Genomic DNA, 23,592 nt, shown 5'->3' on the forward strand with positions numbered 1-23,592 from the left:
CTTTTCCTCCTGTTGGGTTAGCCGTTCAGTTTTTTAGCGAGACCCGCGACGTATTCACCCTGATAGCGGGCGATAGAGAGTTCTTCATTGCTTGGCTGACGTGAGCCATCCCCACCGGCAATGGTGGTTGCGCCGTACGGCGTCCCGCCGCGCACCTGAGAAACGTCAAACAGCTCCTGCGCGCCGTAGCCAATTGGCACAATCACCATCCCATGATGAGCAAGGGTAGTCCAGGTTGAGGTAATCGTCTGCTCCTGGCCGCCGCCGGTACCGGTAGAGCTGAATACGCTGGCGAGTTTGCCGTACAGCGCCCCGGATGCCCAGAGCCCGCCGGTTTGATCGAGGAAGGTACGCATCTGGCCAGACATATTGCCGAAGCGGGTCGGGGTGCCGAAGATAATGGCATCATACTCCGCCAGCTCCTGCGGAGTGGCGACCGGGGCATTTTGTGTTTTTCCCCCGGCTTTGGCGAACGCTTCCGCCTGCATGGTTTCCGGTACGCGTTTTACCACAACCTCAACGCCGTCCACTCTGTTTGCACCTTCTGCTACCGCGTGAGCCATGGTTTCAATGTGTCCATACATGGAATAATAGAGCACCAGAACTTTTGCCATTTTGCATCACTCCTCGTTGGTTTTTCTGACAGCGGATCGCTGCGTTCATTTAAAGATATGACATCACGGCCAGACTGCAAAAATGAACGGCATTTCTTTGATTTATAACAACATGGTTACAATAAGGTGCTGTAGCAAAATGAAACAACTTTCTGGTCGTCGAATTTTAAAATGATAAGAAAGGCTTATAGATTTCCGTCGCGTTATCTGACCCGAAAGGCGGATATCATGTTGCAGAATATTACCCGTGGCTTGCCGGATAGCCTCAGTCCACTAAGCTTAGTTTCACGCGGCACAGATAAAGGCCCTGTCCTTTAGCCGCGAGGTGAAAGAATCCTCTTTTACTGAATGCAATATGATGTCTAATGTTTCACACTCTGGAGGTTAGAGATGGCAAACCATCGTGGTGGTTCAGGTAATTTCGCTGAAGACCGTGAAAGAGCATCAGAAGCAGGTCGTAAAGGTGGCCAGTCTAGCGGGGGTAACTTCAAGAACGACCCTCAGCGCGCATCAGAGGCTGGTAAAAAAGGGGGTAAAAATAGCCACGGCAGCAATAAGTAGTACGCCGGGTTGACTCCCTGCCGCCGGGTTTCCCGGCGGTTTTTTTATGTCTGCAACATTGAACTGTAACCAAAGGAAACGCACACTACAGAATTGATCTCACTTGTTGGTGTCGCATGTCCGTCTCACGCTTTAAATTCTCCATAAAACCGCAGGAAGCCATCCTTATTCTCATCACCATGTTCTGGGGCGGGACCTTTCTTGCCGTCCAGTACGCGGTGACCCTCAGCGATCCGTTCTTTTTTGTCGGCCTGCGCTTTGCGACGGCGGCGATAGCCGTGGGGCTGATCTCCCTTAAAACGCTGCGGGGTCTGACGCTGAAGGAACTCAAGGCCGGCGTGGCGATTGGGGTTGCGATAGCGATGGGCTACAGCCTGCAGACGTGGGGATTGCAGACCATCTCCAGCAGCAAATCCGCTTTTATTACCGCCATGTACGTGCCGCTGGTGCCGCTGCTGCAATGGTTATGCCTCGGGCGGCTACCGGGGCTGATGTCCTGCATTGGCATCGTGCTGGCGTTTATCGGCCTGATTTTATTAGCCGGGCCGGAAAATAACCTGCTGGCGCTGGGGCCGGGCGAGATCATTACCCTCGTCGGGGCCATTGCCATCGCGGCGGAAATTATTCTGATCAGCGCCTGGGCTGGGAAAGTGGACGTCAAGCGCGTGACGGTGGTGCAGCTCGCGACGGCGTCGCTGGTGGCCTTCGCGACGATGGTGCCAGCCGGGGAATCCGTGCCGCCGATGTCCACGGGGCTGGTGGTGGTCGCGCTGGGGCTTGGCATCTTCAGCGCCATTATCCAGGTGACCATGAACTGGGCGCAGCGCAGCGTATCGCCAACGCGGGCGACGGTGATCTACACCGGTGAACCGGTCTGGGCGGGGATTTTCGGACGACTGGCCGGCGAGCGTTTACCGCTGCTGGCGCTGGTGGGCGCGGCGTTTATTGTCGCCGGGGTGCTGGTGAGCGAACTAAAGTTCAGAAAGCGGGGGCGTGAAGCGAGTCATTTGACTGCTGAAAAAGGTTTAGATTGAAAAAAAGCGCAACGTTACTTAGGATATGTACGGATTAAAACCGTACACGGTGATGTAAACCATGCCAGCACTTAAAAAACAGCGTATCGATCTTCGCTTAACGGACGAAGACAAAACAATGATTGAAGAAGCGGCGGCGATGACGAATCAAACGATCACCCAGTTTATGGTGAACAGTGCGTCAGAGCGTGCTGCAGAGGTCATCGAGCAGCACCGTCGTCTCGTGTTAAACGAAGCCTCCTGGAATGCAGTGATGGATGCCATCGACAATCCGCCAGAGCCAAATGAACGCCTCAAGCGAGCGGCAAAACGTCTTCGAAACATGGAGTGAAGCGTCTTGGCAAATCTCACGATTGAAATGTTTTCAGAGGGAACCGACTATGATTTCGGGGATTTTGATTGTGGTGAACCCTCGCTAAATGCCTTCCTGAGAGAACACCTGGTACGCCAGCACAATGGACGTATTCTACGAGCCTACCTGCTTAAAGAGCGCGACCATCCGCGCGTGCTGGGCTATTACACGCTATCGGGAAGTTGCTTTGAGAGAGCGATGCTTCCTTCTAAGACTCAGCAGCGTCGGATCCCTTATCTCAACGTACCCAGCGTGACGCTGGGACGTCTGGCTATTCATAAAGAACTACAGGGAAACGAGTGGGGAACAACGCTTGTTGCACACGCTATGCGGGTGGTTTACCTGGCGTCGCAGGCTGTGGGAGTAAACGGAATATTTGTTGATGCCCTTAGCGAGCAGGCTAAACGATTTTATCTGAAGCTGGGGTTCATCCCGCTGGCAGGCGAAAACAGCCATTCTTTGTTCTTCCCGACAAAAGCTATCGAACGACTGTTTGAGCAGGCGTGATCGCTCTTAAGGAGCATGCAGGTCGGGTAAGGCGTAGCCGTCACCCGACATATCGATTTCACGAATCCTGATGCGCCGCGGCGGCCTGCGGCGCGGCAGCCACCCGGCGGCTCAGCAGGGCGTTAAGCAGGATCGCGCCGAAGGTCGCCGTACCAATCCCGCCAATCGTAAACCCGCCCAGCGTCAGGGCAAAATCGCCCGCGCCCAGCACCAGCGTGACGGCCACCATGATCAGGTTGCTGTTCTGGCTGAGGTCAACCCGATGCTGCACCCAGATGCGCGCCCCGGCCACGGCGATCAGCCCGAACACCACAATCGACGCGCCGCCGATGACCGGTGACGGAATGGTGTGGATCAGCGCGCCGAACTTCGGTGAGAAACCAAGAAGGATCGCCATTACCGCCGCCGCCACGAAGACCAGCGTTGAGTAGACCTTGGTCACCGCCATCACGCCGATGTTTTCCGCGTAGGTGGTCACGCCGCTGCCGCCCACGGAGCCTGAGAGCATGGTCGCCAGCCCGTCGCCGACGAACGCGCGGCCCATGTACGGATCCATGCTGCGCCCGGTCATTCCCGCGACCGCCTTCAGGTGCCCTAAGTTTTCCGCCACCAGGATCACCGCCACCGGGGCGATAAGCATTATCGCCTGCGTGTTAAAGGTGGGCGAGGTCACCTGCGGCAGACCGAACCAGGCGGCCTGATGAAGCAGGGTAAAATCGACCGGCTTGCCCATGCCGAACACGTTCGCCAGCAGGGCGTAGATCAGACAGGCGACAATCAGCCCGACCAGGATCAGCAGGCGCTGGATCATCCCGCGCGTAAAGACTGCCACCAGGCCGATGCACAGCACCGTGATCACCGCCATCCAGCTTTCAAACGGCGAAGCGGAGACGCTTTTCACCGCAATCGGCGCGAGGTTCAGGCCTATCGCCATCACCACCGCGCCGGTGACGACGGGGGGCATCATCCGTTCGATCCAGTGCGTGCCGATCTTCATCACAACGAGACCAATCAGGGTATAGACCAGCCCGCAGGCGATGATGCCGCCGAGGGCCACGCTCAGGTTGGGGTTGATCCCCTGGCCGTTAAAACCGGTAGTGGCGATCACCACGCCGACAAAGGCGGCGCTGGAGCCCAGGTAGCTGGGCACGCGCCCGCCGGTAACAAAAAAGAACAGCAGGGTGCCGATTCCCGACATCAGAATAGACAGGTTGGGATCGAGCCCCATCAGCATCGGCATCAATACCGTCGCGCCAAACATCGCGACTGCATGCTGGACGCCCATCACCATGGTTTGCCCGAGCGGGAGGCGTTCATCCGGCGCGACCACGCCTGCTTCAGTGGAGGTCGATTTCAACTGCCAGTGGGGAAATCCGAACATGGTCTGTCTCCTTAAAGCGCCTTAGCAGGCGGGTCGCATAAGCGCGTGGTAGCTGCGGTCAAACCACACCAGACCTTGCGGTGCGGGGTGGCGAATAATCGATACGATGTCGCAAAACAGAATGTCGTGGGTACCGACGCTGACCACCTGGCTGATGCGGCAGTCAAACGAGGCCAGCGCATCCTCCAGACGCGGGCAGCCCGTGTCGCCCGTCTGCCAGCGGGCGGCGGTAAAGCGTTCCGCCATCGGCGTTTTGCCGCCAAACAGATTGGATAAAGGCTCCTGTCCGGCGCTCAGGGTATTCACACACAGGGTGCGGTTTTCGCTGAACGTGGGCCAGACCGACGCGCCGCGGTTCAGGCACACCAGCAGGGTGGGAGGGGAATCCGTGACGCTGCATACCGCGCTGGCGGTAAAGCCCGCCATCCCCGCCGGGCCGTCGGTAGTGATGATGTTGACCGCCGCGCCGACACAGGCCATGGCGTCGCGAAAGGTTTGTTTATCAGGTGTCATCACGATCGCTCCTTACGCCAGTCCGCAGGCATCGTCGAAGGTCAGGCGCGGCAGGCGCCCGTAAAGTTTGCGCGTATCGCCATAGCCAATGTTGATCAGCAGGTTGCTTTTAAGCGTTGTGCCGGTGAAAAAGGCCTCGTCGACCTTTTGTCGGTCAAAGCCCGACATCGGACCGGTGTCCAGCCCCAGGGCGCGACAGGCGAAAATCAGATACGCGGCCTGCATAGAGCTGTTGCGAAAGGCCGTCTCTTCCGCCAGCGCGGGGCTTGCGGTAAACCAGCTTCTGGCATCGCCGTGCGGGAAAAGCTCGGGCAGGCGCTCGTAGAATTCCCCGTCCCAGGCAACAATCGCTGTCACCGGGGCGGTAAGCGTTTTCTCGAGGTTGCCGCTGGAGAGCGCCGGGCGCAGCTTCTCTTTTCCCTCTGCGCTTCGCACAAAGACAATGCGCGCCGGTGAGCAGTTGGCAGACGTTGGGCCCCATTTCATCAGGTCATACATCTCGCGCAGCGTCTCGTCGCTGACCGGCATATCCAGCCAGCCGTTGTGGGTGCGGGCACCGGTGAACAGCGTTTCCAGCGCGGCGGGGGTAATGGCTTCGCTCATTAAAGCTCCTTATAAAGCGGGTTCAGGGCTGTGCAGCAGGCTGGCAAGCCCGTTCAGCAGCAGGGTGTTAAAGGTGTCCGGCTCGGTGACGTTGCAGGCATGTCCGCCCTGGCGCATGACCGTTTTGTGGGCGTGCGGGAGGGCGGCGTGCAGTTCAGCGGAACAGACGGACGGCACCAGCACGTCGTCGGCGGAACAGATAATGTGAACCGGGCAGCGAATGCGTGCGGACTGGCGGCGGAAGTCGGCTTTTTTCAGGGTGCTGAGCCTGCGCAGCAGGTTGGTTTTACCCTGGAAATGGGCCAGCGCCAGCGCTTCTTCGGCCTCCAGACGCGGCGCGCGGGCGGCCATCCAGTCTGCCGGGTAGAGAAACAGCGGCTGCGCCTCGACCCACGCCTGCGCGCCGCCGGAATGCAGCAGCCGCTCGCGAACGTCAAAACAGCGGCGGGTGTGGGCATTGAGGGTCAGCCAGCCGTTGACGCACACCAGCGCGGTGAGGGCGTCGGGCCTGTCGAGGGCCAGTTGCAGGCCGACCAGCGCGCCGAGCGCGTGCCCGACGACGCTGTAGCGCGCAATGCCTGCGTCAGCCAGCGCCTGGGCGAGCTCGTCTGCCATCTGCGCAAGGCTGTAACCCTCCGGCAGGGTGTCGGGGTTATTGCCCGTTCCCCGCTGGTCATAGCACACCACCTGATACTCCGGCTCCAGCGCGGCCTGCTGGGGCAGCCAGTAGCTGCCGCTGCCGCCGAGACCGGAAATAAAGACCACCACGGGCGCACCCTCGTACGGCGGCGGCGAGACGGAAAGTTTCATGCCTGCCTCACTTCGCGATGTGTGCAACGGTGGCGATCTCAACCAGCGCGTCCGGTTTTACCAGCCCGCACTGAATGCAGAACCGCGCCGGTTTATCGCCGGGGAAGAACTCGGCGTAGATTTCGTTAATCGCGGCGTAGTTTTTCCAGTCGGTGATAAAGATGCTGTTGAAGGTCACGTCCTCCATGGTGCCACCCGCCGTTTCGATCACGGTTTTGATCGTCTCCAGCACGTGGCGGGTTTGCGCCTTTGGGTCGTTGATAAATACCACGTTGTTGTCTTTATCAAACGGCAGCGTGCCGGAGACATACACCACGCCGTCGGCGAGGGTGCCGGGGACGAACGGGGCGATGGGCGTGCTGGTGCCCGGCGGAATGATTACGGATTTCGGCATCGTGTGTCTCCTCAGGCGATACGGGCGAGCGGAGGATTCAGGGCGTCGCAGAAATCCGCAACGTTACTGACCCAGCCAAAAAAGGTTTCGATATTGAACAAAGCTGCCTTTTGGGCGAATTCCGGCCCGGCCTGATGGGTCGCGTCTTCCAGCACCACGCCGAAATACTCGAGGAAAAAGCCGTCGCGCAGGGTCGATTCCACGCACACGTTGGTGGCAATGCCGGTGAACACCAGGTGGCGAATGCCCCGGCTGCGCAGCAGGCTGTCGAGCGGGGTGTTGAAAAAGCCGCTGTAGCGCGGTTTCGGCAGGACGATATCGCCCGCCTGCGGGACCAGCTCGTCCACCAGTTGATAATCCCAGCCGCCTTTGGCCAGCAGCTTGCCCTGCAGTTCGGGCCGCTTGCGCATGGTTTTCAGGGCGTTCGACTTGTGGAAGTTGGGCGAGCCGGGGCCGCCGGCCTCGACGTACTGGTCATCCCAGCCGTTCTGGAACCAGATGATGAGCATTCCCGCCGCGCGCGCGGCGGCGACGGCGGTTTTGATGTTCTCGATCACAGGCCTTGTGGCGGAGACGTCGAACCCCGCCAGATCCAGATAACCGCCCTGGCTGGCATAAGCGTTTTGCATGTCCACCACGATCAGCGCGCTCTGCTGCGGCGCGAAGGTAATGGCTTCCGGGCGAGCGTTTAAGGTCGTCATTACGCCACCTCCTTCGTGACGGCAGGGATATGGGCGCGGCACTGCATCAGCGGCTGGATGCGCTCGCCGAAGGTTTCCACGCCGGTGAGGAAATCATCGAAGGTCAGCAGGACGCCCTCCGCCCCGGGAACGGCTGCCACTTCGTCGAGCATCCTGGCGACGCTGGCATACGAGCCCACCAGCGTGCCCATGTTGATATTGACGGCGGAGGTCGGGTCGGCCATCTGACGCACGTTGGTGTCTGCGCCGGAGCGGGTATCCTTCTGGCTCTGCTCGGTAAGCCAGCTCAGGGCCTCCTCGTCGGCGCCGTCCTTATAGCGCTCCCATTTCGCGCGCGCGGCGTCGTCGGTTTCGTCGGCAATGACCATGAACAGCACGTACGAGCCCACATCGCGCCCGGTTTTGTCGGCGGCCTCCTTCATGCGTGCCGCGGTCGGGGCAAAGGCGGCAGGGGTGTTAACGCCTTTGCCGAAGCAGAAGTTAAAGTCGGCGTATTTCGCGGAGAATTCCATCCCCGCGTCGCTCTGCCCGGCGCAAATCACCTTCATCGGCACCGACGGCTGCGGGCTGACGCGGCAGTCGTTCATGGTAAAGAAGTCGCCTTTGAAGTCGCTTTTGCCGGTGCCCCACAGGTCGCGCAGCACCTGCACGTATTCGGTCAGGTAGTCGTAGCGACGGGAGAAGTAATCGTCGCCCGGCCAGAGTCCCATCTGCTCGTACTCCGGTTTTTGCCAGCCGGTGACCAGGTTAACGCCAAAGCGCCCGCCGGAGATGGAGTCGATGGTGGAGGCCATGCGTGCCACGATCGCGGGCGGAAGGGTGAGGGAGGCCGCGGTGGCGTAGATCTGGATCCGCGAGGTAACCGCTGCCAGCCCGGCCATCAGTGTGAAGGACTCCAGGTTGTGATCCCAGAATTCCGTTTTGCCGCCAAAGCCGCGCAGCTTGATCATCGAAAGCGCAAAGTCGAAATGGTAGTGCTCCGCTTTCTGCACGATGGCTTTGTTCAGCTCAAAGGTCGGCATGTACTGCGGTGCAGTGGTCGAGATAAGCCAGCCGTTGTTGCCGATGGGTACAAATACGCCAATTTTCATCACGAACCTCTCTTCATTACGTCGCAGGTGTAACGGTGGTTTTGCAAAGGCAATGCCAGTTTTGAAAACGCTTGTGTTATTAATGTGTTAATCAAAGGTTGAGGGATTGATGCCGCTAAATATGGACTAAATGGTCAAAAACATTGCACAGAAAACAGGCACTCATGCGCGATGGGAGTGCAGAAGGTCGTGGCGAGGCGGGGGTTTTGCTATGCTGAGCGCAGGAAAGAAAATGGAGAGCGGAAATGACACAAGGCGCAGTGAAAACACCAGGTAAACGTTCGCAGGCGGTGAGCGCCAAGAAGCAGGCGATCCTCAGCGCCGCGCTGGAGACCTTTTCACAGTTTGGCATTCACGGCACCCGCCTGGAGCAGGTGGCGGAGCAGTCCGGGGTGTCTAAAACCAATCTGCTCTACTATTACCCGTCGAAAGAGGCGCTGTATGTGGCGGTGATGCAGCAGATCCTCGATATCTGGCTGGCGCCGCTCAAGGCATTTCGCGAAGAGCTGGCCCCGCTGGTGGCTATCGAGGAGTACATTCGCCTGAAGCTCGAGGTGTCGCGCGATTACCCGCAGGCGTCAAGGCTGTTTTGTCTTGAGATGCTGCAGGGCGCGCCGCTGCTGCAGGCGGAGCTGACGGGGGATTTAAAGCAGCTGGTGGACGATAAGTCGGCGATTATCGCCGGATGGGTTGCCAGCGGAAAACTGGCCCCGGTCGACCCGCAGCACCTGATCTTTATGATCTGGGCCGCTACCCAGCACTACGCTGACTTTGCGGCCCAGGTTGAGGCGGTGACCGGTAAAACGCTCCAGGACGAGGCGTTTTTCCAGTGCACCCTCGAAAACGTGCAGCGGATGATTATCGAAGGGATCCGCGTGCGTTAATTGCCCGGCGGGAGAGGGCAGCTTAAGTCGCCCTCCTCACACTGCATCAGCGAGGCCAGAAACGCCTCGCGCTCCACGGTTTTTTCCGCCAGGCACTGGTTAACAATCATTGGCTGGACGCTCCCGCCTTCCGTCCCCGAACCGATAAACGCGCAGTCCGCGTCGCGCAGGGTAATCCACGCCTGCTGCGCCTTTTTCAGCAGGTCGCGCTGGGGGGCCGCCGCGCGTTTGATGGCGGCCTGGTAGGTCTGGTTGAGTTTTTTATCGGCTGCCTGGTACTGCTGCGCGCTACAGGTATTCAGTTCAAGCTGCGTAGTGGCGTTGTCGCACTCGTTGGCCAGCGCGCTGGCGCTCAGCAGCAGTGCCGCACCGGCGATAAGATATCGTTTCATATACTCCCCAATAAAATAAGGCTCCGTCTCCGGAGCCTTATTAGCACAGCGTTAGCCGATTGTCATCAGGCTGGCGTTACCGCCCGCCGCCGCGGTGTTGACGCTGAGCGAGCGCTCCACGTACAGACGCTCCAGCAGCAGGTTGGTTTCCCCGCGGGCGAAGCCCTGCACGGAAACAATCGCCCCGCTGCGGGCCGCCACCTGCTCGCACAGCTCGCGCAGCTGGTCGGAATCACCGTGGTAGATCACCGCGTCAAACGGCTGGGTCAGCAGGGCATCGGCCTTCGCAAAGCGAATGCGGGCCGAAACCGCTTTCGGCAGCTGTTTGGCGAGATCGCGATGCAGCGCATCGTCCGGCCACAGCACTTCACACCCGGTGGCCATCGCGGCGGCCAGCTGTACCAGCGCGTCCTGCTCGTTATCCGCCACGCACAGTACGCGTTCGCGCGGCATCAGCGTCCAGGTGTTGCGCTCGCCGGTTGGCCCCGGCAGCAGACGCTGGGTACCGGCCTGCGCCAGCTCGCCGTACTGCTGGGCAACCGCACGCAGCTCAGGACGTTTTTCCGCCCAGGCGATCAGCGCCTCCAGCGGTTGCGTCAGCACGGTTTTCAGCTGCGCATCCACCGGATACTCCGCATCCTGACGCGCCAGGGTGACTCCCAGTGCGTTCTCAGGACGGTTCGCCAGCAGACGATACAGGTAGAGCGGGCCGCCCGCTTTCGGACCCGTACCGGAGAGGCCTTCGCCGCCGAACGGCTGCACGCCCACGACCGCGCCAACCATGTTGCGGTTGACGTACAGGTTGCCGACTTTGGCCGTGCCGGTGACCTGCGCAATGGTCTCGTCGATACGGGTATGCACGCCGAGCGTTAGGCCGTAGCCGGAGGCGTTGATCTGGTCGATAAGCGCGTTGAGGTTGTTACGGTTGTAACGCACCACGTGCAGCACCGGGCCGAAGACCTCTTTTTTCAGCTCGTCGAAGCTTGCCAGCTCGATCAGCGTAGGCGGCACGAAGGTGCCAGTCTGCCACTCGCGGGCATCTTCGCTGTTCTCGCGCACCGCCTGGAACACCGGACGGCCTTTGGCGCGCATGGCCTGAATGTGGTTTTCAATGTTGGCTTTGGCTTCCGCGTCGATCACCGGCCCGATGTCGGTGGTGAGACGGCCCGGGTTGCCCATGCGGCATTCCGCCATCGCGCCGCGCAGCATCTTCAGCGTGTGGTCAGCCACGTCATCCTGTAAGCACAGCACGCGCAGGGCGGAGCAGCGCTGACCAGCGCTGTCGAAGGCGGAGGCCAGCACGTCAACCACCACCTGCTCGGTGAGCGCGGAGGAGTCAACAATCATGGCGTTCATGCCGCCGGTTTCGGCGATAAGCGGGGTAGGACGACCCTGCGCATCCAGACGGGTGGCGATGTTGCGTTGCAGCAGGGAGGCCACTTCGGTCGAACCGGTAAACATCACGCCGCGCACGCGGTTATCGGAGGTGAGTTTGGCGCCCACCGTTTCACCGCGCCCTGGCAGCAGTTGCACCACGCCCGCCGGAACGCCTGCTTCCAGAAGAATGTTGATGCCCTGGGCGGCAATCAGCGGGGTTTGCTCTGCCGGTTTCGCCAGCACGCTGTTGCCTGCGGCAAGGGCGGCGGCAATCTGGCCGGTGAAGATCGCCAGCGGGAAGTTCCATGGGCTGATACAGACCACCGGACCGAGCGGACGGTGCGTTTCGTTGTCGAAATCATCGCGTACCTGACCGGCGTAGTAGTGCAGGAAGTCGACCGCCTCACGCACTTCGGCGATGGCGTTGCTGAAGGTTTTCCCCGCCTCACGCACCAGAATGCCGATGAGCTGCTGCATCTGATCTTCCATCAGCACTGCGGCGCGTTCCAGAATGGCGGCACGCTCCTGCGGCGGGGTGGCAAACCAGATTGGCGCATTATTCACCGCGCTCTCCAGCGCCTGTTCCACTTCCGCTTCGGTTGCTTCACGCGCGTAGCCGACGATGTCCTTCGGCTCTGCCGGGTTGATCACCGGCTGCATTTCACCGTCCTCAACGGACTGCTCAAGGATCGGTTTGGCCTGCCACTTCTGCAATGCGCTGTTGAGCAGGGCAGAGGAGAGCGACGCCAGACGGTGTTCGTTCGCCAGATCCAGGCCCGCCGAGTTGACGCGGCCCGCGCCGTACAGCTCGCGCGGCAGGGCAATTTTCGGATGCGGCAGACCAATCTGGCCTTCCTGCGCCGCCAGCTTCTCTACGGCCTGCACCGGATCGGCCACCAGTTCGTCAAGCGGCAGGGTGGTGTCGGCGATGCGGTTAACGAAGGAGGTGTTCGCCCCGTTCTCCAGCAGACGACGCACCAGGTACGCCAGCAGGGTTTCGTGGGTGCCCACCGGGGCATAGATGCGGCACGGGCGGTTCAGCTTGCCGTCCGCCACTTTACCGGTGACCTGCTCGTATAGCGGTTCGCCCATGCCGTGCAGGCACTGGAACTCGTACTGGCCCGGATAGTAGTTCTGCCCGGCCAGGCTGTAGATCGCCGCCAGGGTATGGGCGTTGTGGGTCGCGAACTGCGGGTAAATCAGGTTCGGCACGCCGAGCAGTTTTTTCGCGCACGCGAGGTAAGAGACGTCGGTGTAGACCTTGCGGGTATAGACCGGATAGCCTTCCAGACCTTCCATCTGGGCGCGTTTGATTTCGCTGTCCCAGTAGGCGCCTTTCACCAGGCGGATCATCAGGCGGCGACGGCTGCGGCTGGCCAGGTCAATCAGGTAATCAATGACGAACGGACAGCGTTTCTGGTAGGCCTGAATAACGAAACCAATCCCGTTCCAGCCTGCCAGCTCCGGTTCGAAGCACAATTTTTCCAGCAGATCGAGGGAGATCTCCAGACGGTCAGCCTCTTCGGCGTCGATATTAATGCCGATATCATACTGGCGCGCCAGCAGGGTCAGGGACTTCAGGCGCGGATAGAGCTCTTCCATCACCCGGTCATACTGCGCACGGCTGTAGCGCGGGTGCAGGGCAGAGAGCTTAATAGAGATGCCCGGACCTTCATAAATACCGCGACCGTTGGACGCTTTACCGATGGCGTGGATCGCCTGCTGGTAAGAGACCATGTAGGCCTGCGCGTCGGCGGCGGTCAGCGCCGCTTCACCCAGCATGTCGTAGGAGTAGCGGAAACCTTTGTCTTCCAGCTTGCGGGCATTCGCCAGCGCTTCGGCAATGGTTTCCCCGGTGACGAACTGCTCGCCCATCAGGCGCATCGCCATGTCCACGCCTTTGCGGATCAGCGGCTCGCCGCTCTTGCCGATAATGCGGTTCAGAGAGCGTGACAGGTTGGCTTCGTTATGGGTGGAGACCAGCTTGCCGGTAAACAGCAGACCCCAGGTGGCGGCGTTGACGAACAGCGACGGGCTGCGGCCAATGTGGGAGTGCCAGTTGCCGTTGCTGATCTTGTCGCGGATCAGCGCGTCGCGGGTAGCTTTATCCGGAATACGCAGCAGCGCTTCAGCCAGGCACATCAGCGCCACGCCTTCCTGTGAGGAGAGGGAGAACTCCTGCAACAGGCCCTGCACCATCCCGGCGCGGCCGGTGGCGGTTTTCTGGTTGCGCAGCTTGTCGGCTAACTGATACGCCAGGCTGTGCGCCTGGGCGGCAATGGCTTCCGGCAGGCGGGCCTGCTCCAGCAGCATCGGCACGGCGTCGGTTTCGGCGCGGCGGTAAGCCCCGGTAATGGCGGCGCGGCTGACGGACTGCGGCAGGATCTGCTCGGCAAATTCGAGGAACGGCTGGTGGTTTTCTTCCACCGCCGTCGCGGCGTCGTCGCTTTCGTTCGCTGCGCCCGCCAGCAGGGCAGGCAGCTCAGGCAGGCCATCTTCACTCTCCAGCCTTTCCAGATAGTTAAAAATCGCCTGCTTGATTAACCAGTGCGGTGTGCGGTCAATGCGGGTTGCTGCGGTCTTAATCCGTTCGCGGGTCGCGTCATCCAGCTTAACCCCCATGGTGGTCATCCCCATGCCAAAACTCCTGTTGTTCTGTAATAGCGTTCTGTTGATAGCGTGAAATATCTACCATGTTGCAACTTTGTGCAACCGTGTTAAATGTGACCTGGTTTGCAAGCTGGAAAATGAATGGATTGTTAACGATTAGTTAGCTGCGAAAAAGAACGCGCGACGGTTTACGAAGCCAGTTTTTATGCGGTGCTTAACACTTTTTAAAGGTGCAACCCGTAAAAGCGTGAGCGAGTGCAACCTATAGGAAAGACGTATAAAACCAGGGATGAAATTCATGTAAATGCAGTGTTAAATCGTTTGTCAGTGGGAAGCGTATACGGCAGGATAGCGCGCCCAACGGAAACACATACACACATCACTACGTTCCGGTGATGACATAACAAGGCAACCCGGACGGTTGTCGCTCGACATTTTGGAGAATTTGAATGGCTATTAGCACACCGATGCTGGTGACATTTCTCGTTTATATTTTTGGCATGATCCTGATAGGGTTTTTGGCATGGCGTTCCACTAAAAACTTTGACGACTACATCCTTGGCGGGCGCAGCTTAGGCCCAATGGTCACCGCGCTCTCTGCGGGCGCATCCGACATGAGCGGCTGGCTGCTGATGGGGCTGCCGGGCGCGATTTTCATCTCTGGTATTTCCGAAAGCTGGATCGCCATCGGCCTGACCGTCGGCGCGTGGATCAACTGGAAGCTGGTGGCAGGCCGTCTGCGCGTACATACCGAAGCCAACAACAACGCCCTGACGCTGCCGGATTACTTCACCGGACGCTTTGAGGATAACAGCCGCGTGCTGCGCATTATCTCCGCGGTGGTGATCCTGGTGTTCTTCACCATCTACTGTGCCTCCGGCATCGTGGCCGGTGCGCGTCTGTTCGAAAGTACCTTCGGCATGAGCTACGAAACCGCCCTGTGGGCCGGTGCGGCGGCAACCATCCTCTATACTTTCGTGGGCGGCTTCCTGGCCGTCAGCTGGACCGACACCGTGCAGGCGAGCCTGATGATCTTCGCCCTGATCCTGACCCCGGTGATTGTGATTTTCACCGTTGGCGGCTTTGGCGATTCACTGGAAGTTATCAAGCAGAAGAGCATCGAAAACGTCGATATGCTGAAAGGGCTGAACTTTGTCGCCATCGTCTCCCTGATGGGCTGGGGGCTGGGCTACTTCGGTCAGCCGCACATTCTGGCGCGCTTTATGGCGGCGGATTCTCACCACACCATCGTTCACGCGCGTCGCATCAGCATGACGTGGATGATCCTGTGTCTGGCGGGCGCGTGTGCGGTCGGCTTCTTCGGTATCGCCTACTTCAGCAATAACCCGGCGCAGGCGGGCGCGGTGAACCAGAACGCCGAGCGCGTGTTCATCGAGCTGGCGCAGATTCTGTTTAACCCGTGGATTGCCGGTATTTTGCTCTCCGCGATCCTGGCGGCGGTGATGTCCACCCTGAGCTGTCAGCTGCTGGTTTGCTCCAGTGCAATCACCGAAGACCTCTACAAGGCCTTCCTGCGTAAAAATGCGAGCCAGAAAGAGCTGGTGTGGGTAGGGCGCTTTATGGTGCTGGTGGTGGCGCTGGTAGCCATTGCGCTGGCAGCCAACCCGGAAAACCGCGTGCTGGGTCTCGTGAGCTACGCGTGGGCGGGCTTCGGTGCCGCGTTTGGGCCGGTGGTGCTGTTCTCCGTCATGTGGTCACGCATGACCCGCAACGGCGCGCTGGCGGGGATGATCATCGGTGCGGTGACCGTCATCGTCTGGAAGCAGTTCGCGTGGCTGGGCCTGTACGAAATCATTCCGGGCTTCATCTTCGGCAGCATCGGTATTGTGGTGTTCAGCCTGCTGGGTAAAGCGCCGTCTGCCTCTATGCAGAAGCGCTTTGCGGAAGCGGATGCGCACTACCACACTGCGCCACCGACTAAGCTGCAGCCAGAATAATTTTCTCACGCAGTACCGTAGGCCGGGTAAGCGCAAGCGCCACCCGGCTTTTTTCTTGCCAAAATCCGTATTTTCCTGTGATATCCATGTGCTTATAACAATGAGGATAGCGATACATGACCATCAAAACAGGGGTAATGGCGGCGGCATTATTGATGCTGGCGGGCTGCAACGCGTCATCGCAACATGCGGCGGTAGAGACCTGCAAAGCGGATAACCAGATGCAGCAGACCACGCTCTATTTTGGCTTGAATCGCCCGGCAGGGGCGCAGATTACCGGCAGCGAGTGGCAGCAGTTTGTTGACCAGGACGTGACGCCGCGTTTTCGCGATGGCTTAACGGTGTTTGATGCGCGCGGGCAGTGGCTGGGGAACGACGGGAAAGTGGCGCGTGAACCCAGCAAAGCGTTAATGCTGATCCACGGTAAAGATGCGCAGAGCGAGAAGAACATCGAAGCGTTGCGCGGGATCTATAAGTCTCGTTTCGCGCAGGAATCGGTGATGCGGGTCGACCAGCCGGTGTGCGTACAGTTTTAATAAAAAACGGCGGGATAACCCGCCGTTGTTGTTTTGTAGCAAAGCTATTTACAGCACTAATCCCGCAAAGCTCGCCGACAGCAGGCTCACCAGCGTCGCACCGTATACCAGGCGCAGACCAAACCGCGACACCACGTTGCCCTGCTGCTCGTTCAGCCCCTTAATCGCCCCGGCGACGATGCCGATGGAGGCGAAGTTGGCAAACGAGACGAGGAAGACGGACAAAATACCCAGCCCGCGCGGTGACATTTCATGAGCAATTTTTTGCAGCTCAATCATCGCTACAAATTCATTCGCCACCAGCTTGGTTGCCATAATGCTGCCCGCGTTTAACGCATCGCTGAGCGGAATCCCGATAAGCCACGCCAGCGGATAAAACACATAGCCCAGGATCTGCTGGAAGCTCATGCCGAATACGCTGGAGAAGAGGGCGTTAACGGCGCTGATGAGGGCGATAAAGCCAATCAGCATCGCCAGAATAATCATCGCCACCTTAAAACCGGCCAGAATATACTCGCCCAGCATTTCAAAGAAGCTCTGGGATTCGTGCAGTTTTTCCAGCTTGATATCCGGCTCGGCTTCCGGACGCACCGGGTTAATGACCGAGAGAATAATAAAGGTGCTGAACATGTTCAGGATCAGCGCGGCAACGACAAATTTGGCGTCGAGCATGGTCATATAGGCACCGACAATCGACAGGGAGACCGTCGACATGGCCGTGGCCGCCATGGTGAACAGACGACGCGAGGAGAGATCCCCCAGCACGCCTTTATAGGCAATGAAGTTTTCCGACTGGCCGAGGATCAGCGAGCTCACCGCGTTGAACGATTCCAGCTTGCCCATGCCGTTCAGCTTTGACATCAGCGTTCCGATGATTCGAATAAAAATCGGCAGGATCCGCCAGTGCTGGAGAATACCAATCAGTGCGGAAATAAAAATAATCGGACACAGCACGCCGAGGAAAATAAACGCCAGCCCTTTTTCTCCCATTCCGCCAAAGACGAAATTCGTCCCTTCCGAGGCAAATTTAAGCAGTGACTCAAAGAAGCCGGAAACGTATTTAATCAGGAATAGCCCGCTTTCGGCGTGCAGGAAAAAGAACGCCAGGGCAATTTCAATAACAATCAGCTGTAAAACATAACGAATGCGAATTTTTCGGCGGTCGAAACTCACCAGCCAGGCAAGCGCAAGAATAATCACCAGCGCCAGCAGGAAATGGACAATCTTAAACATGGAATATTTTCGGTTGGTTTTTGAGGCGGATATTTAGCCACAGCACTGGTTAACCGTAAATGGGCATTTTTATTATAACTTATAAACTTAACGGTAACGGTGGCAACTATTAACAGGCTTTGAGTTTACAACTCGTCATCAAATCACCACACATTTCGCTTGTGTTTCCTTCCGCCGTAATGATAATCACTATCACAAGAATTTACCTTTCTTTGCATCAGTTGACCGCGATAAACATTTAAGGTGTAGGCATGTTTGTTCCATTTCTCATTATGTTACGTGAAGGCCTTGAAGCGGCCCTGATTGTCAGCCTTATCGCCAGCTATCTGAAGCGCACCCAGCGTGGGCGCTGGATTGGCGTGATGTGGGTTGGCGTCTTCCTTGCCGCGGCGCTCTGCCTGGGCTTAGGTATCCTCATCAATGAAACCACCGGCGAATTCCCGCAGAAAGAGCAGGAGCTGTTTGAAGGTATCGTCGCCGTGATTGCGGTGTTCATCCTGACGTGGATGGTCTTCTGGATGCGCAAAGTTTCCCGCAACGTGAAGGTGCAGCTGGAGCAGGCGGTGGATAACGCCCTGCAGAAGGGGAATCACCACGGCTGGGCGCTGATCATGATGGTCTTTTTCGCCGTGGCGCGCGAGGGTCTGGAATCGGTTTTCTTCCTGCTGGCGGCATTCCAGCAGGACGTGGGCATCTGGCCGCCGCTGGGCGCCATGCTCGGTCTGGCAACGGCGGTGGTGCTGGGCTTTCTGCTCTACTGGGGCGGCATTCGCCTCAACCTGGGCGCCTTCTTTAAGTGGACCAGCCTGTTCATTCTGCTGGTGGCCGCGGGGCTGGCAGCAGGGGCGATCCGCGCCTTCCACGAGGCGGGCCTGTGGAACCACTTCCAGGACGTGGCGTTCGATCTTAGCAACGTTCTCTCCACCCATTCACTGACCGGCACCCTGCTCGAAGGCATCTTCGGCTACCAGGAAACGCCGAGCGTCAGCGAAGTGGCGATGTACTTTATCTATCTGGTTCCGGCGCTGGTGCTGTTCGCGATGCCGCCGCGTACCGGTTCGCAGGCGTCGCGCGTTGCGCCGTAATTATTGTTTTAGTTACAACATACTTTTTAAGGGAAGAGTCATGGCAATTCAGTTTCGTCGTAGTGCATTGTGCGCAGGCATTGCCGCGCTGTTCGCTTCTGCATTCGCTGCGCAGGCTGCGGATATTCCGCAGGTAAAAGTCACCGTTAACGATAAGCAGTGTGAGCCGATGACCATCACGGTTAACAGCGGTAAAACCCAGTTTATCATTCAGAACCACAGCCAGAAGGCGCTGGAGTGGGAGATCCTCAAAGGCGTGATGGTGGTGGAAGAGCGCGAGAACATCGCGCCAGGCTTCAGTCAGAAGATGACCGCCAACCTGCAGCCGGGTGAATACGACATGACCTGCGGCCTGCTGACCAACCCTAAAGGCAAGCTGATCGTCAAAGGTGCAGCGACGGCGGACGCGGCCAAAGGCACGGCCCTGCTGAGCCTGGGCGACGCTATCACCGCCTATAAAGCCTACGTCACCAAAGAGACGGCGGACCTGGTCACGGGTACCAAAGCCTTCACCGACGCCGTGAAAGCGGGCGATATCGAAAAAGCGAAATCCCTGTACGCGCCAACCCGTCAGCACTACGAGCGCATCGAGCCGATTGCCGAGCTGTTCTCTGACCTCGACAGCAGCATTGATGCCCGCGAAGATGACTACGAGCAGAAGGCCGCCGATCCGAAATTCACCGGCTTCCACCGTCTGGAAAAAGCCCTGTTTGGCGATAACTCCACCAAAGGAATGGAGAAATACGCCGGGCAGCTGAACACCGACGTGCTGGAGCTGCAAAAGCGCATCAGCGAGCTTGCCTTCCCGCCGTCGAAGGTGGTGGGCGGCGCGGCCGGTCTGATTGAAGAAGTGGCCGCGAGCAAAATCAGCGGTGAAGAAGAACGCTACAGCCACACCGACCTGTGGGACTTCCAGGCCAACGTCGACGGTGCGCAGAAGATTGTCGAGCTGCTGCGTCCTCAGCTGCAGAAAGAGAGCGGCGAACTGCTGGCGAAAGTAGATGCCAACTTCAAAAAGGTCGATACCATCCTGGCGAAGTACCGTACCAAAGACGGGTTCGAAACCTACGACAAGCTGACCGACGCCGACCGTAACGCGCTGAAAGGCCCGATTACGACGCTGGCGGAAGATCTCTCCCTGCTGCGCGGCGTACTGGGTCTGGACTAAGCACGATGCACAAGCACGAAGAATTCGACGTGGCGGAACCTTCCCGACGTCGTTTGTTAAAAGGGGTAGGGGCGCTGGGCGGCGCGTTTGCCCTGGCGGGAGGTTGCCCGGTGGCGCATGCGACGAAATCGCAGAGCGCGCCCGGTACGCTCTCGCCGGATGCCCGCATGGAGACCCAGCCGTTTTATGGCGCGCACCAGGCGGGTATTCTCACGCCGCAGCAGGCTTCCATGATGCTGGTGGCCTTTGATTCGCTGGCCAGCGATAAGGCGGATCTGGAGCGTCTGTTCCGCCTGCTGACGGCGCGCATCGCGTTTCTTACCGCGGGCGGGCCGGCACCGGATACGCCGAACCCGCGCTTGCCGCCGATGGATTCCGGTATCCTCGGGGCGTTTATCGCGCCGGATAACCTGACCATTACCGTGTCGGTAGGGGAGTCGCTGTTTGATGGCCGCTACGGCCTGGCAAAACAGAAGCCGAACGCGCTGCAGAAGATGACGCGCTTCCCGAATGACTCCCTCGACGCGGCGCTATGCCACGGCGATCTGCTCCTGCAGATTTGTGCCAATACCCAGGACACGGTGATCCACGCCCTGCGCGATATCATCAAGCACACGCCGGATCTGCTGAGCGTGCGCTGGAAGCGGGAAGGGTTTATCTCTGACCACGCCGCCCGCAGCAAAGGCAAAGAGACGCCGGTTAACCTGCTGGGCTTTAAGGACGGCACGGCCAACCCGGACAGCAGCGATGCGGCGCTGATGAAAGACGTGGTGTGGGTGACGGCAGATCAGGGGGAACCCGCATGGGCGGTGGGCGGCAGCTACCAGGCTGTGCGCATTATTCAGTTCCACGTGGAGTTCTGGGACCGCACGCCGTTGAAAGAGCAGCAGACGATTTTTGGCCGTGACAAGCAGAGCGGGGCGCCGCTGGGCATGAAGCACGAGCATGATGTGCCGGACTACGCGAACGACCCGGATGGCGACATTATCGCGCTCGACAGCCATATTCGCCTTGCCAACCCCCGCACCAAAGAGACGCAGTCCAGCCTGATGATGCGCCGTGGCTACAGCTATTCGCTGGGCGTGACCAATTCCGGCCAGCTTGATATGGGGCTACTGTTCGTCTGCTATCAGCACGATCTGGAGAAAGGCTTCCTGACCGTGCAGAAGCGGTTAAACGGCGAAGCGCTGGAAGAGTACATTAAGCCCATCGGCGGCGGCTATTTCTTTGCCCTGCCCGGCGCGCGCGATGCTGGCGCGTATCTCGCACAAGGTCTGATGGAAGCCTGATAATCGTCCCTGCGATAGTTCGCGGGGACATTATTTTTTCATATGACTATCTTATTGTTATATTTCTGTAATATTCATATATAAGACTGATTCCGCTGCAGGAACAGTCTTAAAAGTTGCATTCAGGTAAAATAAATGTTGCATTTATGATAACTCCTGATGTACTTAAGATAAGACAGCGGTAGTTCCCGGCAGTGATGCTGAATCACTATGGAGATCGCGAATGGTTGCGTCCTGTACTGGACAAGGTAAACATAACAACCGCAGCACCCGGCGCGGAGGCTCAGACTCCGGCAGCGATTTCCTCACCACTAAATTCTCCCCCACATCTCAAGAACCTGATTCGACCGACGTGCAGACCGGTGCGCGTAGCCGTTCTGTATCGTCATCTGATAAAGCAAGCAATGGCTTACAAGGAAGCCAACCCTCTGATGTTCGTGCGCATAATCGTGCCGAAGCTGGCGCGTGTGATGAATACCAACAACTCAAGGTGCTATCCATGGGAAGACAAAAAGCAGTGATCAAAGCTCGTCGCGAAGCAAAACGTGTGCTGAGACGGGACTCACGTAGCCATAAACAGCGTGAAGAAGAATCGGTCACCTCGCTTGTGCAGATGAGTGGCGTAGAAGCAATTGGCATGGCCAGAGACAGCCGTGATAATTCTCCAATTGTGGCGCGCAATGAGGCTCAGGCGCACTACCTGAATGCTATCGAGAGTAAACAGCTCATCTTTGCAACCGGTGAAGCCGGATGCGGAAAAACCTGGATCAGTGCAGCCAAAGCGGCGGAAGCGCTGATCCATAAGGACGTGGAGCGCATTATTGTTACCCGTCCTGTACTGCAAGCTGATGAAGATCTCGGCTTCCTGCCCGGCGATATTTCGGAGAAGTTTGCTCCGTACTTCAGGCCCGTCTATGACGTGCTGGTGAAGCGGCTGGGTGCATCCTTTATGCAGTACTGCCTGCGACCAGAGATTGGCAAGGTGGAAATCGCGCCGTTCGCCTATATGCGCGGACGTACATTTGAAAATGCGGTCGTTATTCTCGACGAGGCTCAGAACGTGACCGCTGCGCAAATGAAGATGTTTTTAACGCGCCTCGGGGAGAACGTGACGGTTATCGTCAACGGCGATATTACCCAGTGTGACCTGCCGTCGGGCGTGAAGTCCGGCCTCAGCGACGCCATGTCACGTTTTGAGGAAGATGAGATGATTGGGGTGGTACGCTTCACCAAAGAGGACTGCGTGCGCTCGGCACTCTGTCAGCGCACGCTGCAAGCGTATTACTGAGTTTGCTGTTGTGTTCAAGGCCCGGGAAACCGGGCTTTGTTTTATGTGCATTTTATTCCCTCTCCCCTGGGGAGAGGGTTAGGGTGAGGGTCTCAGGCCGCACCTAGCTGAATGTAGCACCGGGGGGGATTGACTCGCTTCGCTCGCCCTGCGGGCAGCCTGTTCGCTTTGCTCACAGTCTGTCCAACTGGCTGCGCCAGTTGTCGAACCCCGGTCGGGGGTTCTCATCCCCCCACAGGCGTGCAATATGCGAAAAAAAAGCCCGCATTTTCATGCGAGCTCTTCTTAAAATATGGCGGTGAGGGGGGGATTCGAACCCCCGATACGTTGCCGTATACACACTTTCCAGGCGTGCTCCTTCAGCCACTCGGACACCTCACCATATTGTTTTGCTGCCTGACCGCTTGGGGGGCAACGGGGCGCTACTATAGGGAGTTGCGCGAAAGCGGTCAAGCAGATTTTCTGCATTCGTGCTTGTTCGGTTAAGCCTTAATCAGCTTATGTCGTACAGCGCAGGATTAACGCTGCGAATCGAGCACTTCGCTGTTTTTCACCACCTCCTGCGCTTTGCCGTAGCTTTCGATCAGCAGCTGGTAGGCCGGGAAGATGTGGGTGTATACCTCAGCCCATTCAGCCGCATCTTCACGGTTCCAGGTTCGCTGGATCTCAGAGGCCACAGCGGCGGTATCCATCGGCACCACGCCTGCCTGGACCACGCGGGCCAGGGTGATCTCCTGCGCCATTTTGCTGTAGGTGCCGGAGGCATCAATCACCGCAAACACTTTATATCCGTCCGCCACCGCGCTGATGGACGGGAAGGCCATGCAGACGCTGGTGATCGTGCCTGCAATAATTAACGTCTTGCGACCGGTAGCTTTTACCGCCGCCACGAATTCCGGGTTATCCCAGGCGTTGATCTCACCTTTGCGGGCCACATACTGCGCATGCGGCGCGTTGGCGTGGATCTCCGGGATAAGCGGGCCGTTCGGTCCCTGTGGAACGGAGGCGGTGGTGATCACCGGGATCTTCGCCAGCGTGGCGATCTTTGCCAGCGCCGCCGCACGGGCGCGCAGCTCCGGCATGGGCATGTCGCCGACGGTCTGGAACAGCCCGCTCTGGTGGTCGATAAGCAGCATGACGGCATCATTTACGTCAATGACGGGACGTGCACCGTTGAAGTTTGCAGGGGTAGACATATTGCGCTCCTTAAT

23 protein-coding genes and 1 tRNA gene are annotated in these 23,592 nt (G+C 58.6%); 11 read left to right on the forward strand and 13 right to left on the reverse strand.

Annotated features, from left to right (window positions below; genetic code table 11):
* Positions 1 to 17: 17 nt before the first annotated feature.
* Complete coding sequence (gene wrbA / locus IM313_RS19215; RefSeq protein ID WP_041910554.1) at positions 18 to 614, reverse strand: NAD(P)H:quinone oxidoreductase; 597 nt, start codon at positions 612 to 614, stop codon at positions 18 to 20.
* Positions 615 to 1,004: 390 nt separating this feature from the next.
* On the opposite strand from wrbA, the gene IM313_RS19220 reads away from it, so the two are divergent.
* The 4 genes from IM313_RS19220 to IM313_RS19235 all read left to right on the forward strand — a co-directional run bounded on the left by IM313_RS19220 (position 1,005) and on the right by IM313_RS19235 (position 3,068).
* Positions 1,005 to 1,175 carry a general stress protein gene (locus IM313_RS19220; RefSeq protein ID WP_001273664.1) on the forward strand — a complete coding sequence of 57 codons (171 nt, stop codon included), beginning with the start codon at positions 1,005 to 1,007 and terminating at the stop codon, positions 1,173 to 1,175.
* Positions 1,176 to 1,291: 116 nt separating this feature from the next.
* Complete coding sequence (locus tag IM313_RS19225; RefSeq protein WP_059356845.1) at positions 1,292 to 2,209, forward strand: DMT family transporter; 918 nt, start codon at positions 1,292 to 1,294, stop codon at positions 2,207 to 2,209.
* A 61-nt stretch (positions 2,210 to 2,270) separates the two neighbouring features.
* Positions 2,271 to 2,540: a DUF1778 domain-containing protein gene (locus IM313_RS19230; protein ID WP_008499829.1), complete on the forward strand. Its 270-nt coding sequence runs from the start codon at positions 2,271 to 2,273 to the stop codon at positions 2,538 to 2,540.
* A 27-nt stretch (positions 2,541 to 2,567) separates the two neighbouring features.
* Positions 2,568 to 3,068, forward strand: a complete 501-nt coding sequence (locus IM313_RS19235; RefSeq protein WP_192971185.1) for a GNAT family N-acetyltransferase — start codon at positions 2,568 to 2,570, stop codon at positions 3,066 to 3,068.
* Positions 3,069 to 3,126: 58 nt separating this feature from the next.
* Here IM313_RS19235 and rutG read toward each other — a convergent pair whose 3' ends face one another.
* Genes rutG through rutA form a run of 7 tightly spaced genes read right to left on the reverse strand, consistent with a single transcriptional unit; the run spans position 3,127 to position 8,561 of the window.
* Positions 3,127 to 4,449 (reverse strand): pyrimidine utilization transport protein G, encoded by a 1,323-nt coding sequence (gene rutG / locus IM313_RS19240; protein WP_192970887.1) that lies wholly within the window; start codon positions 4,447 to 4,449, stop codon positions 3,127 to 3,129.
* 21 nt (positions 4,450 to 4,470) lie between these two features.
* On the reverse strand, positions 4,471 to 4,962 hold the full coding sequence (gene rutF / locus IM313_RS19245) for an NADH-dependent FMN reductase RutF (protein WP_032644856.1): 492 nt from the start codon (positions 4,960 to 4,962) through the stop codon (positions 4,471 to 4,473).
* Positions 4,963 to 4,974: 12 nt separating this feature from the next.
* The gene (locus tag IM313_RS19250) at positions 4,975 to 5,565 is read right to left on the reverse strand and encodes a malonic semialdehyde reductase (RefSeq protein ID WP_041910551.1); all 591 of its coding nucleotides are present in this window, start codon (positions 5,563 to 5,565) and stop codon (positions 4,975 to 4,977) included.
* A 9-nt stretch (positions 5,566 to 5,574) separates the two neighbouring features.
* Positions 5,575 to 6,375 carry a pyrimidine utilization protein D gene (gene rutD, locus IM313_RS19255; RefSeq protein WP_192970888.1) on the reverse strand — a complete coding sequence of 267 codons (801 nt, stop codon included), beginning with the start codon at positions 6,373 to 6,375 and terminating at the stop codon, positions 5,575 to 5,577.
* A gap of 7 nt (positions 6,376 to 6,382) precedes the next feature.
* Positions 6,383 to 6,769 (reverse strand): pyrimidine utilization protein C, encoded by a 387-nt coding sequence (gene rutC / locus IM313_RS19260; protein ID WP_008499822.1) that lies wholly within the window; start codon positions 6,767 to 6,769, stop codon positions 6,383 to 6,385.
* 11 nt (positions 6,770 to 6,780) lie between these two features.
* On the reverse strand, positions 6,781 to 7,470 hold the full coding sequence (gene rutB, locus IM313_RS19265; protein WP_028012657.1) for a pyrimidine utilization protein B: 690 nt from the start codon (positions 7,468 to 7,470) through the stop codon (positions 6,781 to 6,783).
* Complete coding sequence (gene rutA / locus IM313_RS19270; protein ID WP_192970889.1) at positions 7,470 to 8,561, reverse strand: pyrimidine utilization protein A; 1,092 nt, start codon at positions 8,559 to 8,561, stop codon at positions 7,470 to 7,472. Before rutA ends, rutB begins: the two co-directional genes overlap by 1 nt.
* Positions 8,562 to 8,806: 245 nt before the next feature.
* On the opposite strand from rutA, the gene rutR reads away from it, so the two are divergent.
* A complete protein-coding gene (gene rutR / locus IM313_RS19275) occupies positions 8,807 to 9,445 on the forward strand; it encodes an HTH-type transcriptional regulator RutR (RefSeq protein ID WP_192970890.1) in 639 nt (212 codons plus the stop codon).
* Here the strand turns inward: rutR and IM313_RS19280 are convergent.
* Complete coding sequence (locus IM313_RS19280) at positions 9,442 to 9,837, reverse strand: lysozyme inhibitor LprI family protein (RefSeq protein ID WP_028012660.1); 396 nt, start codon at positions 9,835 to 9,837, stop codon at positions 9,442 to 9,444. The two genes, rutR and IM313_RS19280, sit on opposite strands and share 4 nt — an antisense overlap.
* A gap of 51 nt (positions 9,838 to 9,888) precedes the next feature.
* Positions 9,889 to 13,851, reverse strand: a complete 3,963-nt coding sequence (gene putA, locus IM313_RS19285) for a trifunctional transcriptional regulator/proline dehydrogenase/L-glutamate gamma-semialdehyde dehydrogenase (RefSeq protein WP_192970891.1) — start codon at positions 13,849 to 13,851, stop codon at positions 9,889 to 9,891.
* Positions 13,852 to 14,273: 422 nt separating this feature from the next.
* Here putA and putP point away from each other — a divergent pair, with 422 nt between their 5' ends.
* Positions 14,274 to 15,782 carry a sodium/proline symporter PutP gene (gene putP / locus IM313_RS19290; RefSeq protein ID WP_192970892.1) on the forward strand — a complete coding sequence of 503 codons (1,509 nt, stop codon included), beginning with the start codon at positions 14,274 to 14,276 and terminating at the stop codon, positions 15,780 to 15,782.
* 116 nt (positions 15,783 to 15,898) lie between these two features.
* Positions 15,899 to 16,318 (forward strand): DUF3574 domain-containing protein, encoded by a 420-nt coding sequence (locus tag IM313_RS19295; RefSeq protein WP_192970893.1) that lies wholly within the window; start codon positions 15,899 to 15,901, stop codon positions 16,316 to 16,318.
* A gap of 48 nt (positions 16,319 to 16,366) precedes the next feature.
* On the opposite strand, the gene IM313_RS19300 is transcribed toward IM313_RS19295, so the two are convergent.
* The gene (locus IM313_RS19300; protein ID WP_192970894.1) at positions 16,367 to 17,551 is read right to left on the reverse strand and encodes a NupC/NupG family nucleoside CNT transporter; all 1,185 of its coding nucleotides are present in this window, start codon (positions 17,549 to 17,551) and stop codon (positions 16,367 to 16,369) included.
* A 251-nt stretch (positions 17,552 to 17,802) separates the two neighbouring features.
* On the opposite strand from IM313_RS19300, the gene efeU reads away from it, so the two are divergent.
* From efeU to phoH, 4 genes are all read left to right on the forward strand, one after another.
* Positions 17,803 to 18,636 (forward strand): iron uptake transporter permease EfeU, encoded by an 834-nt coding sequence (efeU, locus tag IM313_RS19305; RefSeq protein WP_028012665.1) that lies wholly within the window; start codon positions 17,803 to 17,805, stop codon positions 18,634 to 18,636.
* A gap of 40 nt (positions 18,637 to 18,676) precedes the next feature.
* Positions 18,677 to 19,804 carry an iron uptake system protein EfeO gene (gene efeO, locus IM313_RS19310; protein WP_192970895.1) on the forward strand — a complete coding sequence of 376 codons (1,128 nt, stop codon included), beginning with the start codon at positions 18,677 to 18,679 and terminating at the stop codon, positions 19,802 to 19,804.
* 5 nt (positions 19,805 to 19,809) lie between these two features.
* Positions 19,810 to 21,093 carry an iron uptake transporter deferrochelatase/peroxidase subunit gene (gene efeB / locus IM313_RS19315; protein ID WP_192970896.1) on the forward strand — a complete coding sequence of 428 codons (1,284 nt, stop codon included), beginning with the start codon at positions 19,810 to 19,812 and terminating at the stop codon, positions 21,091 to 21,093.
* Positions 21,094 to 21,592: 499 nt separating this feature from the next.
* Positions 21,593 to 22,381 (forward strand): phosphate starvation-inducible protein PhoH, encoded by a 789-nt coding sequence (gene phoH / locus IM313_RS19320; RefSeq protein ID WP_024908976.1) that lies wholly within the window; start codon positions 21,593 to 21,595, stop codon positions 22,379 to 22,381.
* A 293-nt stretch (positions 22,382 to 22,674) separates the two neighbouring features.
* On the opposite strand, the gene IM313_RS19325 is transcribed toward phoH, so the two are convergent.
* Positions 22,675 to 22,762: transfer RNA gene (locus IM313_RS19325), tRNA-Ser, on the reverse strand.
* 137 nt (positions 22,763 to 22,899) lie between these two features.
* Positions 22,900 to 23,577 carry an isochorismatase family protein gene (locus tag IM313_RS19330; protein WP_025755865.1) on the reverse strand — a complete coding sequence of 226 codons (678 nt, stop codon included), beginning with the start codon at positions 23,575 to 23,577 and terminating at the stop codon, positions 22,900 to 22,902.
* Positions 23,578 to 23,592: the final 15 nt, after the last annotated feature.

This window comes from Enterobacter cloacae complex sp. P2B (assembly GCF_014895985.1).
In the GTDB taxonomy this organism is placed as follows: domain Bacteria; phylum Pseudomonadota; class Gammaproteobacteria; order Enterobacterales; family Enterobacteriaceae; genus Enterobacter; species Enterobacter bugandensis.